This is a genomic window from Psychrobacter sp. ANT206, assembly GCF_056880555.1.
In genome coordinates this window covers 1,097,123-1,110,026 of the sequence record NZ_CP096271.1, presented here as the reverse complement: position 1 = coordinate 1,110,026, position 12,904 = coordinate 1,097,123, and the positions used below count along the sequence as shown (strand labels likewise).

Genomic DNA, 12,904 nt, shown 5'->3' with positions numbered 1-12,904 from the left:
ACACCATAAAAAGGCTCAAAAAAACCCCATCTAGCAATGCTGCTAAATGGGGCTATGACTGATAATTGTTGATGCTATTTGCTAACTAATTAATCATTTTTTGGCTTAAGCGCGGCACTGATATCGGCTAATAGTGGCGGGATATCATGCTTGCCAGCGATAACCTCCAACATAACCAGCTTGTCTTTTGCAGCCGCCGCTTGCTTGAGAGCATCTTTTAACTCGCCTGCTGTCTCTGCTTTTAGTAGCAGACTATTATCATCATTGGCACCAAACGCTTTTGGCATCAACTGCCAGTCACATTTAGGAATGTCGTTATAGTACTGGTTTTCACCATGAATCGCGCGCTCAACGGTATAGCCATCATTGTTAATCAATACAATCACCGGGTTGATGCGTTCTTGAATCATTACCGCAATTTCTTGAATGGTTAATAAAGCAGAACCATCACCAATGAGTAAAATACTACGCTTATGCGGTGAAGCAATGGCACCACCTAAACTCGCAGGCAAAGTATAACCAATAGAACCCCACATCGGCTGACCATAAGACGTCACGCCTTCTGGCAGACGCACATCACTGATACCAAAATAGGCAGTACCTTGTTCTGAAAACACCAAGTTTTTATCATCGAGCGCATCGGCAATGATATGCCATAAATCATCTTGACGGATAGCCTCATCATCCTTGCCATGTTGCTCATGCGGCTTTACCTCTTCACAGAACTGCTTCGGTACAATATTAATATCTGAAGTCATTACCTCATGTAGTGTTTTTAGAGCATCTTTTAGGGCAATGGGCGCAAAGTTTTTGCCTGCGATACTCGCACGCTCATAATGCAGGTCAACCACCACGTTTTCATCAATATCTTGGCTAAAACCTGCAGTAGTAGTATCAGTATATTGCACACCAATTTTTATCAAACACTCACAGTTTTCGACCATATCCTTAACCACAGGACGCGATGCCACACCTGCATAGGTGCCTGCCCAACGCTCACTATTTTCATCAAGCAAAGTTTTGCCCCACGATAACGTCGTATAAGGAATGTCAGTATCGGCAATCAAAGCCTTAAGCTGATTTTGCAGACCCAAACGATGCACCATCAAATCTGCCATGAGCGTCGTGGTTTTATTGGGTAAAAATTCTATCAGCGCTTGTTTAAAGTCTGCTAACGCCGCTTGGCTAGTAATGTCTTCCTCACTATCGATAAGTTTGGTCGTTGGCGGATAAATTGGCGTTTTTGCTACATCTGGTGATAGTAATAAATAGCCTGGGCGATGCTTTTTGAGAATCAAGCGAATCACGCGGTCAATCTCTGAAGCAGCATTTTCAGGCGTAATTTGCGCCCGTGCTACCGTAACCGGTTCTACCATTTTAATAAAATGATTGAACACGCCATCACCAAGTGAGTGATGGATGCGACGCTTTGAATCTTGTAATGCTGTACTTGGCGCGCCTACGATATGAAGCACTGGTGCATACTCAGCAAACGAGCCTGCGGTGGCATTGATAGCGGACAGCTCACCCACTCCAAAGGTCGTCACCATCGCCGCAAACCCACGCTCACGCGCATAGCCATCTGCTGCGTAACCAGCATTCAACTCATTGGTATTACCTACCCAGCGTAATTTATCTGAGGCAAGTACATTATCTAAAAACGTTAGATTAAAATCACCAGGTACGCCAAATACCTCTGACGCACCTGCTTCTGCGACACGATCAAACAAATAATCAGCGATGGTATATTGTTGACTCATACTACTTATCCTTAAGTGTTATGTTTATTAATCATAAATATGATAAAAGTAATTATAAAACTGCATTCCAGCCTATTTATAGAAAGCAAAGCTTTTGGAATATAGATTATAACAATCTGTTATAACATAGATAGACGATGCGATAATATGCCAATTTACTATCTTTTGCTTTTTTTCATACTAGCTGTTGACACGCTCAAAAAACTGCGTATAATACGCCATCATCAACTGACGATAGTTAATTGATAATTAGCGGGAATAGCTCAGTGGTAGAGCATAACCTTGCCAAGGTTGGGGTCGAGAGTTCGAATCTCTTTTCCCGCTCCAAATATGGCTTGAAAAAGCACTAAAAGCCTCACTCCTTAAATAGGAAGTGAGGCTTTTTTTTGTCCAATTTTTGGGGTTTATAGAAGATTTGATGACACACCCTAGAAACTTCTAATAAATTAGACCTTACAGGCCACACTAGCAGCTTTTGCTTTTTCATAGACACTTCCAGCATCAAGTCCTAATGCGCTTACATCGTCTAAGTATTTTTGTGTTCCTTTTAGCAGAGGTCCTTTCCAATCTGGATCATTAAGTGGATCTGGAATATCAATGATCTCATCACCTCTATCTTTAGCAGCTTGCAAACCTAATAAATCAGTTCTATCCCACATCTCACCAACTTTCTTAGTAAGAGCCATACCTGAGTTATCATCAATGACCTTTTTTAAATTATCAGGCAAACTTTCATATTTATCTTTATTCATAGTCATCATCAGAGCAGAACTATAAAATGGGATATTGGTATGATATTTGGTTAACTCATCAAGCTTGAAAGTTGTGATCGCCTCCCATGGAAAGCTCAATCCATCAACCACACCGCGCTGTAGAGATGTATATATATCATTGGCAGGTAAACCCACAGGAGAGGCACCCATACTTTCGATAATATCACCTGCTACAGCAGATGGCCTGCGGATACGCATCCCTTTCATATCTTCGGGAGTTCGAATAAGCTTATCAGCACTATGTAATGTACCAGGGCCGGTAGCGAACATAAAAAGGAGATGTGAATCTTCATATTCGCTAGATATAGTGCCATTTTCATAAAGGGTTTGCAGCATACAAACTGTCTGTGTTGATGAATTAGACAAACCGGGAAGCTCTGCAATCTGAGTCAGTGGAAAGCGGCCACTAATATAACCCTGTACTTGAGAACCGATGTCAATCGTTCCCTTTACTGTGGATTCATAAGCGGTATCTGCTTTACTGAGTGTTGCCGATGGATATACCTCAACCTTAAGACGACCATTGGAATCTTCTCCAATTTTTTTGGCCCATGGCTCAAAGATTTCTTTATTACATCAGCAGTAGCGGGATAAAAATGGGAGAAACGTAGAACGGTAACTTCTTGATTTGAGGCAACTTCGCTACTGTTATCAGATTGCCCAGAACAACCAAAAAGGCTAATAGCGGCTAGTGCACCTATCGAAAAAAAAGGCGCTAATTTCATTATCAATTCCTTTTGATAGTGATTATTTTTTTAACATTTGATTGATATTAAGACTTAATTAATCTGCCTCAATAGATACAAGCACTTTAAATTAAAACTGCTTAACATTCAAAACGCTACTTAAAATTAACAGCTAAAATGATAACAGTCAAATCATTTAACGACGATTATCTAGAAGTGATGATATAGTCGATACTAAGTAAAATGGGTACATGACATTATGATGCGTGACTGGCAAAAAAATTTCTTACTTGCCGTGCCTGCGCAGACAGAGACTACAAAAAAAATATTCATGAATTCAAAGAAGAAACTTAGCTCAGGATTGACCAAAGAGCAGATAGGAATGAAGCGTTGTTTAATATTAGGATATAAAATATTTTAAGCTGGTAAACCCTACTATAACGAGTTTGCCAAGTTTTCTTGTATACCTTTTTTAATATAGAACGACATAGGTTGCGCAATATTTATATCGTTAGTATCATTTCAGTTTTGAAATGACCCACTAACCATTAGGAAAAATTTTATGGCAAAATTAGAATCAAACATTGAATTAGAAGCAGCGGCATTTCGTCGCTTATTGGCTCATTTAGACGAGCGTAAAGATGTGCAAAATATCGAACTGATGAATCTTGCCGACTTTTGTCGTAACTGCTTATCCAAATGGTATAAAGCGGCTGGTGAAGAGCGTGGTATTGAAATAGAATACGAAGATGCACGCGAGCTTGTTTATGGTATGCCTTATGCTGAGTGGAAAGAAAAGTATCAACAAAAAGTAACGCCAGAGCAGTTAGCGCGTTTTAACGAGATTGAAGCTGCTAAGAATGAGATTGATAAAGGAAAAAACTGATTAAGAGTAACAATAGTTGCCCGAACGCCATAATCGACACTCAGAGCAACCCATAAAAGATACGACAAAACCAAACATTGCCGCTAGATTAGCGGCTTTCTATAGATTTTAGTATGCTACTAAACCCTATGGTTCCTTGTTTCTGCATTTGACGGTCAAATAGGCGACCGATTAATGGCAGTGGTACCGTCAATCGACCCTCAGATACCCAAGTCACGTGTGTGGTGCCATCGCCCAAGTCTTTTAAATCAATAACGCCTTTATCATGTTGCATTTTTATAGGTTTAGCTTTTTCGATTTGGTATTGCATATGAGTAGGACGCTCAAACGCCGTAATTCGCTCCCAAAACTTAACAGGTCCCGTTTTAATGCTACGTAAAGTCCCAACGCCATTGCGCTCCTCGTCACCTTCATTCACCAACTTAGCTAAACCTACCGCTTTAAATGAGCCATAACTGGCATGGTCACTCAGTGCCTCAAATACCTCATCAATCGGTTTTTTGACAATGCGTTCTACTTTTATTTTAAACATAATATTATCCTATTAAGGTCAAAGTTAAAATTATTTAGCTTACTGACATTTAAAACATGAATAAAGCAGTTGCACTGTGAAAACTTACTATCGCGAAGAACCACGACCTTTTGAAGGGCGTTTTCCATTTGCAGCAGGCTTACCATTACCCCCTGACGGCTTACCACGACCAGCAGGACGCCCATCTCTACCTTTAGAACCCGCTGGTTTTCTGGCACCATCCTTGGAGTGTTTTTTATTTCCCTTTGCCGCACCCGCTGTTTTTGAAGACGACTTTGCTTTTGACGAGTCATCAGTACGAGGATTTTTTCGTGGTGCATTACGAGATTTCTTAGCCGGTTTACTGTCTTGCGAAGAAGAATCTTCTACAGACTTAAGCAAAACAGACAACTCTTTTGGCGTCAGGTCTCGCCAGTCTCCAACGGGCGTACCCTTGAGACTTACATTCATAATCCGCGTACGCTCAAGCTTGACTACTTCATAGCCAAAATGCTCACACATACGGCGAATTTGACGATTCAGACCTTGAACTAGCGTGATGTTAAACACGTTGGGCGCTACTTTAGTCACTGGGCATTTTTTCGTCATCTTCCCAAGCATTGGCACGCCACCGGCTAAACCCTCGATAACACTATCCGTTAACGGCTTATTCACCGTCACCAAATACTCTTTTTCATGGTTATTACCAGCACGCAATACCTTGTTCACCAGATCGCCATTACTGGTTAAAAAGATCAAACCTTGAGAGTCTTTATCCAAACGGCCAATCGGGAAAATACGTACGCTATGTCTCACAAAATCAACAATGTTGTTTTTCTCGGAGCTTTCCGTGGTGCTCACAATGCCGACTGGCTTATTCAAGACAATAAAAACAAAGTCATCAGCTTCTTTCGGCTCAATGAGCTGCCCGTTGACTTTCACCGTATCTCCAGCAACTACTTGCGCGCCTACTGCAGCACGCTTGCCATTGAGGTATACATTACCTTGCTCAATAAAGCGGTCAGCGTCTCGCCTGGAGCAAATACCGCTTTCACTGATGTATTTATTTAAACGAGTCGAGGAAGCGTTAAACATAAAGCACCGTTTTTACCTAATAAAAAGCCTTTCTTGTTCAGAAAAAAGCCTAAATTGAATGGATCATCAACAACGAGATGGCTCGTATTATATAGGAAATTCAGTGCCCATTTCAGTAGAGATGGGAAGAAACCTAGAAATATATCCAGAGTCCTATAGATTGCGATAGCTTCGATAAAGCTTATTAATGATGTCAAAGGTTCAAAAAGCTAGAGGAATAGTGAGTAATATCTTGATAGAATTTAATGCTTTTAATAAAGAAATATTCTTACAAAAAGTGCCAATTAATAGATATACACTGTAGCGTGATTGAGTTAATACTAAAGACTTTATACACGCGATTTATCTAAAGGCTATAAATAGACAAAAATAATCGCTCATCTACACAAGGAAGAATAGAATGACAGGGATGGAGTTTTATACTAATGGACACATCGTTAGCGAAGCTGACAGTATGCGCCAGAAGCTAGGGGGTTTAGCAAAACAGTACGACGCGACATCTGCCATTATTATTACAGACGCTGGCATTTCTGAGCTGGGATACGTCGATATCGCACAAGAGTCTTTAGAGCAGGCTGGTATTAATGTTGTTATTTTCGACAGGGTTGTTGCTGATCCCCCTATTGAAGTCGTCGAACAAGCTATTGAACTTGCCAGAGCGAACCAGTGTAATCTGGTCATCGGTTTAGGAGGCGGCAGCCCTATCGATACCGCGAAAATTGTCGCGCTATATTCCAATGACTTTCAGTCGGTTAATGAGCTCTTAGAGGCAGATATTAGTGGTTTTAAAAAAATGCCGTTGTTTGCGATCCCCACCACTGCAGGTACTGGCGCAGAGGCTACTTTCGTATCTGTAATCACAGCAAAGGATGGCAGCAAGAAAGCCATATATACGCCTAAAATCCTACCTGATGTCGCGATTTTAGATGCGACGCTAACTCTCAAGCTTCCTCGCCATATTACTGCTGCCACTGCCCTAGATGCGATGGTTCACTGCATCGAGGCTTATACGAGTCGCACCAAAAAGAACCCCATTTCAGATGCGTTGGCTGTTAAAGGTTTGCAAATGCTATGGAGTAACTTTTATACAGTGCTCTATCACGGCGATGATATTGATGCTCGTGCTGATATGTTATTGGGTTCAACGCTAGCTGGTATCGCTTTTGTCAATGCTTCCGTAGCAGCTGTACATGGACTCTCCTACCCACTTAGCATTAACTTCCATATACCGCATGGACATGCTAATGCGCTCGTGATGTGCAGTGTATTTACTTTCAACTTACCAGTAGCAGCCCCTCTTTATGCAGAACTCGCTCGTGCGGTAATGCCTATCGAAACTTCGGGCATGACTGACCTAAAGGCTGCCCATCAATTTATTAATCAACTAAAAGACTTCTTGAAAACAAGTGGTCTAAAGTATCGCTTAAATGAGCTAGACATAACGGCACAGGATATCCCCGCGTTAGCTGATATGGTCATTAATACCTATGCTCGTCTCATTGAAACCAATCCAATGGATATGTCTTTAGAGGAAGTAAAAATGATCTACCAAGAAATACTCTAATAAGCAGCAAATTTCTTAAATAATTTTGTCTATAAATCAAGGAAGATAGTTATGTCAAAATATGAGTTAGACGTGGTGGTTGATGATTTTCACTACCTAGAAGGACCGCGTTGGTATAAAAACGCTTTATGGTTTGTCGATTTTTATACCAAAGGCGTTTATCGTGTTAATGATGAAGGCGTTACAGAAAAGATTGTACATGTAGAACAGCAGCCATCTGGCTTAGGCTGGCTTCCTGACGGCCGTATGCTCGTTGTCTCTATGAAAGATCGTAAAGTGTTACGTTTAGAGGACAATGGCGAATTAGTTGTTCACGCTGATATCTGGAAGCATTGTGAGGGGCATGCTAACGATATGGTCGTTGCGCCTAATGGCAACGCTTATGTTGGAAACTTCGGTTTTGACCTGATGGGTGGTGCTGATCATAAACACACTGGTCTTGTATTGGTGAGACCTGATGGTACCTCTCAGGTTGTGGCAGAAGGTTTGGCCTTTCCAAATGGCATGGTCATTTCTGCGGATGAAAAGACATTAATCGTTAATGAGCTATTTGGCAATAAAGTCTCACAGTTCGATATTGAGGAAGACGGCACTCTGGGAGAAAAACGTGATTTTGCTAACTTTGGAGAGTTAGGAGACGAGCCAAATTTAGGAGTACGTATAGAAAGCGCCAGCATCTTACCTGATGGTCTTGCCTTAGATAGCGAGGGCGCTGTTTGGATTGCAGATACCTTGAACCAACGTACTGTTCGTATTAAAGAAGGGGGCGAAATCTTAGAAACCGTTGATACGGCACCTGACGGCATTTTTGCGGTTGCTCTTGGCGGACAAGATGGCAAAACATTTTTTATGTGTGCAGCACCTGACTGGAATGAAGCGTCACGCACTGCTGAAACTAAAGGGCGTATGCTATCTACACCAGTTAAAGTGGGTCATGCTGGTACGCCTTAGTTTAAGAATACGCAACTAAAAATATTGAGTAAGTATCAAAAATATATCTATCTACTACCCATTTATAGTAAGAAACTAGAATCGATACCAATTTTATCGATTCTAGTTGTGTTAATCGAACCAATGAACTTGAGTGCGAAGAAAAGATAGTTAACAACAAGAATAATTAAACCACAGGAGTATGTATGTCAGCGACCAAAGAAGAAATAGCAGCCTTTATGGCATTAGAATTTCCTCAAACCAAGTGCAAAGTTGAAGCAGTAGGCGATGATAGTTCAACCTTATCGCATGATATCGGTATAGATGAGCTACGTCCTGGTGGTACGGTCTCTGGCCCTGTATTGATGAGCATTGCTGATGTTGCACTCTATGTGGCGATACTTGGTAAGATTGGCATTGTAGCGTTGACGGTAACAACAAGCCTTACCATCAATTTTCTGCGTAAACCATCAGCAGAAGCGCGTATCATTGCTGAGTGCACCTTGCTAAAGGTAGGGCGTACGCTCATTGTAGGTGAGGTTTCCTTGTACTCAGAAGGCTCTAGCGACTTGGTCGCGCATGTTGTTGGCACATATTCTGTACCGCCCAAGCACGACTAGGCTACTGTCTCAATATTGTTTCCTAGGTTGTCATGCTTCGAATTATTTAGATCATGATAATGCATTTCACTATGTGCTTTTTGGGTAGCTCAGTTCGCAAGCTTTGCCTTTTAGAGGAACGACTATGAATACCTAAACCAGCCCTTTAAAAAGGAAATAGCACCCAACCACGGTTAATAATACCGCAAAGCATTTTTTTAAAAGCTCTGGTGATAGTATATGGGCGACTTTTGCACCTAGCTTCGCAGTGAAAAAGCTCATGATACTAATCCCTAAAAAGGCATAAATGTGGACAAAGCCAATGGTATTGGGCACATCAACTTGTTGCTGCATCCCAAAGAACATAAAGCCTAACGCTCCAGCGATGGCAATGGGCAAGCCACACGCTGCTGACGTGCCAACGGCTTTTTGCATGACCACACCGTAACGAGTTAAATAAGGCACCGTTAAGCTACCGCCGCCAATACCAAAAATGGCAGAAGCAATACCAATAACCCCGCCTGCCGCTAGCTGCTTAGGTTTTGAAGGCAGTTCCGTATTAGCGCCATTGACATCATCAGCATGACTAACGACCTGCTTTTTGCCATCGAAAAACATCTTATAAGCGACCCACAGCAAAAACACGCCAACGATAAGCTGAAGATATAGCCCAGATATCTGTCCTGCAATCCCTGCCCCTAAAAAACAGCCAATCGCTAAGCCGGGTGCTAGGTTTTTAAAAACAGGCCACATGACGGCGCCCTTTTTATTGTGCGCCATGAGCGAGCTGATAGAGGTGACAATGATGGTCGCCAGCGACGTACCTAACGCCAAATGCATGATACTGTCAGGACTGTAATCCATTTGGGTAAAGACGATAAATAACAGTGGTACGATAATCGTGCCGCCGCCCACACCAAAAAGCCCCGCAGCAAATCCTGCTAGAGCGCCTATTATTAAAAAAATGATTAGTTCCACAGGATAGTTACTTCTCGGTTAAATGATAGTTTTATAGTCGATGCTGAATAATATGGATACGTTATCTGACAAGGTGAAACTGGTACGAATTTTTCTGGCTTGCTGTGCCTACGCCGACAGAGGCTACAAAAAATTCATTCCAGTTTCACTGTATCTTCTTGATATTAAGCTGACTATAGTTAGATAATCAATGTCAGAAAGTCAGCTTAAGCGATTTCTACCTGACCTACTTGATGGTAAGCACGGTTGAAATATACCAAGCTTTCATCAGCACTGCTTTGTTGATAGCCTTGTTTGATGGCGACAACTCGGCACATAAAGACACTGTGCGTACCAACTTGCTGAATATCCTCAATCTCACAGTCAAAACTGACCAATGCATCTTCTAAAATAGGAGCGCCTGTAGCTAATGTCGTCCAAGAGCCCTGTTGAAATCGCTCTTCTGAGCATAATTTAGAAGCAAAGGCATTAGATATAGGCTCATGCTGTGCGCCCAACACATTGACACTTAAGGTTTTATTTTCAAGAAAATGGGCATGTGAGCGAGACGTTTGATTCATACAGACCAGCAAGGTTGGCGGTGTATCGGTGACGCTACATACCGCCGAGGCAGTAAACCCATGCAGACCAGATTGCCCTTTGGTGGTGACTACATTGACGGCAGTCGTCAACAAAGACATGGCATCTCTAAAGTCGGTTGCTTCAATCACATCTTTACTCATTGCTGCAATCCTAAATGTTAAATCGGTAAGTACATTGATAACTGAGGTCACTCATGAGTTTAAACAAGCTTTTATAGGCGGAGTTAAAGACCCAACCTATAAAAGCTAAATTTTGCATAAGTTTAGTCGGTAAATCCTAAGCTGTCAGCTCTTGACGCACGATTGCAGCGCCTGCACTTAACGCGTTCAACTTACCGCGTGCCACTTGGCGCGACAACGGTGCCATGCCGCAGTTGGTCGAAGGATAGAGCTTGTCCGCATCGACAAATTGCAGGGCTTTGCGTAGTGTATCGGCAACTTCTTCAGGGGTTTCAATGGTATTGGTTGCCACATCAATGGCACCGATCATCACTTTTTTACCGCGAATGAGTTCTATCAAATCCATCGGTACATGTGAGTTTTGACACTCTAACGAGACAATATCGATATTCGATTGCTGTAGTTTCGGAAAGGCTTGCTCATACTGACGCCATTCTGAACCCAGTGTCTTCTTCCAATCGGTATTGGCTTTGATGCCGTAGCCGTAGCATATATGCACCGCCGTCTCACACTTTAGACCTTCTATGGCGCGCTCTAAAGTAGCAATACCCCAGTCGTTGACGTCATCGAAGAACACATTAAAAGCAGGTTCGTCGAACTGGATGATATCTACCCCAGCCGCTTCTAATTCTCTGGCTTCTTGATTCAAGATTTTAGCAAATTCCCACGCCAATTTTTCACGGCTTTTATAATGACCATCATATAAGGTATCAATCATCGTCATCGGACCAGGCAGCGCCCATTTGATTGGCTGACCGGTTTGCGCCCGTAAAAACTTCGCATCTTCAACAAAAACAGGCTTTTGACGGCTTACCGCGCCAACAACCGACGGTACACTTGCCTCATAACGATCACGAATGCGAACAGTCTCACGATTCTCAAAATCGACGCCATCAAGATGTTCAATAAAGGTAGTCACAAAATGCTGACGGGTCTGCTCGCCATCACTGACAATATCAATTCCTGCATGTCGCTGCTCTTGTAATGTTAAACGTAGCGCATCTTGTTTGGCTTCAAACAATTGCTCCCCTTCTAATGCCCAAGGTGACCAGATTTTCTCAGGTTCGGCAAGCCAAGAAGGTTTTGGTAAACTGCCCGCTGTCGATGTTGGTAATAATTTTTGTGTCGGTAATAATATTGTCATGAGATTCATCTTCTTATTCATTCGTATTTTATATTTTGGCTATAGTTAGATTGCTTAGGCTGCCTTTTTTTTAGCCATTTCTTTTTGAGCCGCTTCTCTTTGAACAATCTCGCTTGCAACATCATAGCTTGCCGCCCATTCTTCAAGAATGTCTTGGTAAGGATTAATGAACTCGTCTTCCGTAAGTTTACCTTGCGTCACTGCCATCTGGCTGCGCTCCGCGCGATCATACACAATTTGCGTCAGTGAATAATCTTGGTACTTCAAACTGGGTTGATATATTTGAGCGGCGGTGGAATTGGCATTGTAAATTTCAGGTCGATAAATCTTTTGGAAGGTCTCCATGGTACTGATCGCACTAATCAGCTCAAGATCGGTGTAATCCGTCAGCAAGTCACCAGAAAAATAAAATGCTAAAGGTGCAGCACTGTTGGCAGGCATAAAATAGCGCACCGTTAAGCCCATTTTGGAAAAGTACTCATCGGTCAATGATCCTTTGTTCAAAGCGCAGCCATCTTGTCTATATTCAATCCCTAATACAGGATGCTGATTACCCGTACGATGATAGGTTTTACTACTTGAAACGCTTAGGCAAATCACTGGTTGTTTATTAAAATTGGCTTGGTACGCCTCTGAGTTCAATAAATGTTGAAACAATTTACCGTGCAAATCGCCAAAATCGGTTGGTGGTGGCGATGCAGGATGGTTATCGAAATGTGCTGGCAATACGATGCTAAAATCATAATCGCGCACATAAGATGAGAAGCTGTTGCCAATCATACCGTCAATACGTTTGTTCTCTTTATGATCAATAATTGTTGTCTTTAGCGTCTCGATGACTGGAAATGTATGACCATTGCCTTCAATATCCAAGTCTGCAGAAATGATATCAACTTCAACAGAATAACGGTCGGCTGTCGGATTATCCCAATGTGCTAGATCATTAAAACGATTATTTATCATAGTCAGCGTTTTGCGTAAGTTCTCTTGACGACTTTCGCCACGAGCCAAATTCGCAAAGTTAGTCGTCAGACGCGTGCTGTCTGCTGGCTGATAATTTTCATCAAAACGAATGCTCGAGATGGAATATATAAATTGTTTACTCATGATAATTCGCTACCTTAATCTAATCTCATTATTTGAGATAAAACCGAATTTGTGTATGAGATGAATCATACCCGAACCAAATCATGAATAAAAATGATACTATTTAAATT

General features: G+C 41.9%; 12 protein-coding genes, 1 tRNA gene and 1 pseudogene. 6 read left to right on the top strand and 8 right to left on the bottom strand.

What is annotated here, in order from left to right:
- Positions 1-89: 89 nt before the first annotated feature.
- Entirely contained in the window at positions 90-1,760 is a 1,671-nt protein-coding gene (locus tag M0221_RS04755; RefSeq protein WP_263240243.1) for an alpha-keto acid decarboxylase family protein, read from the bottom strand.
- A gap of 252 nt (positions 1,761-2,012) precedes the next feature.
- Here M0221_RS04755 and M0221_RS04750 point away from each other — a divergent pair.
- A tRNA-Gly gene (locus tag M0221_RS04750) sits at positions 2,013-2,087 on the top strand.
- Between the two features lie 119 nt (positions 2,088-2,206).
- On the opposite strand, the pseudogene M0221_RS04745 reads toward M0221_RS04750, so the two are convergent.
- Positions 2,207-3,258: pseudogene (locus tag M0221_RS04745) on the bottom strand (TRAP transporter substrate-binding protein).
- A gap of 220 nt (positions 3,259-3,478) precedes the next feature.
- Between M0221_RS04745 and M0221_RS04740 the strand changes: the two are divergent.
- Both M0221_RS04740 and M0221_RS04735 read left to right on the top strand, forming a co-directional pair.
- Positions 3,479-3,640 (top strand): hypothetical protein, encoded by a 162-nt coding sequence (locus M0221_RS04740; protein ID WP_483284522.1) that lies wholly within the window; start codon positions 3,479-3,481, stop codon positions 3,638-3,640.
- Positions 3,641-3,781: 141 nt separating this feature from the next.
- Positions 3,782-4,105: a DUF1244 domain-containing protein gene (locus M0221_RS04735; RefSeq protein ID WP_483284521.1), complete on the top strand. Its 324-nt coding sequence runs from the start codon at positions 3,782-3,784 to the stop codon at positions 4,103-4,105.
- A gap of 88 nt (positions 4,106-4,193) precedes the next feature.
- Here the strand turns inward: M0221_RS04735 and M0221_RS04730 are convergent, their stop codons facing one another.
- Both M0221_RS04730 and rluF read right to left on the bottom strand, forming a co-directional pair.
- Positions 4,194-4,637 carry an SRPBCC family protein gene (locus M0221_RS04730; RefSeq protein ID WP_483284520.1) on the bottom strand — a complete coding sequence of 148 codons (444 nt, stop codon included), beginning with the start codon at positions 4,635-4,637 and terminating at the stop codon, positions 4,194-4,196.
- Between the two features lie 87 nt (positions 4,638-4,724).
- Positions 4,725-5,711, bottom strand: a complete 987-nt coding sequence (rluF, locus tag M0221_RS04725) for a 23S rRNA pseudouridine(2604) synthase RluF (RefSeq protein ID WP_483284519.1) — start codon at positions 5,709-5,711, stop codon at positions 4,725-4,727.
- 400 nt (positions 5,712-6,111) lie between these two features.
- On the opposite strand from rluF, the gene M0221_RS04720 reads away from it, so the two are divergent.
- From M0221_RS04720 to M0221_RS04710, 3 genes are all read left to right on the top strand, one after another.
- Positions 6,112-7,275 carry an iron-containing alcohol dehydrogenase gene (locus M0221_RS04720; RefSeq protein ID WP_483284518.1) on the top strand — a complete coding sequence of 388 codons (1,164 nt, stop codon included), beginning with the start codon at positions 6,112-6,114 and terminating at the stop codon, positions 7,273-7,275.
- 51 nt (positions 7,276-7,326) lie between these two features.
- Positions 7,327-8,226 carry an SMP-30/gluconolactonase/LRE family protein gene (locus tag M0221_RS04715; RefSeq protein WP_483284517.1) on the top strand — a complete coding sequence of 300 codons (900 nt, stop codon included), beginning with the start codon at positions 7,327-7,329 and terminating at the stop codon, positions 8,224-8,226.
- Positions 8,227-8,411: 185 nt separating this feature from the next.
- Positions 8,412-8,825 carry a PaaI family thioesterase gene (locus M0221_RS04710; protein ID WP_020443179.1) on the top strand — a complete coding sequence of 138 codons (414 nt, stop codon included), beginning with the start codon at positions 8,412-8,414 and terminating at the stop codon, positions 8,823-8,825.
- Between the two features lie 132 nt (positions 8,826-8,957).
- Here M0221_RS04710 and M0221_RS04705 read toward each other — a convergent pair whose 3' ends face one another.
- The 4 genes from M0221_RS04705 to M0221_RS04690 form a co-directional block, all read right to left on the bottom strand.
- Entirely contained in the window at positions 8,958-9,782 is an 825-nt protein-coding gene (locus M0221_RS04705) for a sulfite exporter TauE/SafE family protein (protein ID WP_483284516.1), read from the bottom strand.
- 206 nt (positions 9,783-9,988) lie between these two features.
- Positions 9,989-10,492, bottom strand: a complete 504-nt coding sequence (locus M0221_RS04700) for a flavin reductase (RefSeq protein WP_483284755.1) — start codon at positions 10,490-10,492, stop codon at positions 9,989-9,991.
- 148 nt (positions 10,493-10,640) lie between these two features.
- Positions 10,641-11,687: a methionine synthase gene (locus M0221_RS04695; protein ID WP_483284515.1), complete on the bottom strand. Its 1,047-nt coding sequence runs from the start codon at positions 11,685-11,687 to the stop codon at positions 10,641-10,643.
- Between the two features lie 54 nt (positions 11,688-11,741).
- Positions 11,742-12,794, bottom strand: a complete 1,053-nt coding sequence (locus M0221_RS04690) for a DUF1852 domain-containing protein (RefSeq protein ID WP_483284514.1) — start codon at positions 12,792-12,794, stop codon at positions 11,742-11,744.
- Positions 12,795-12,904: the final 110 nt, after the last annotated feature.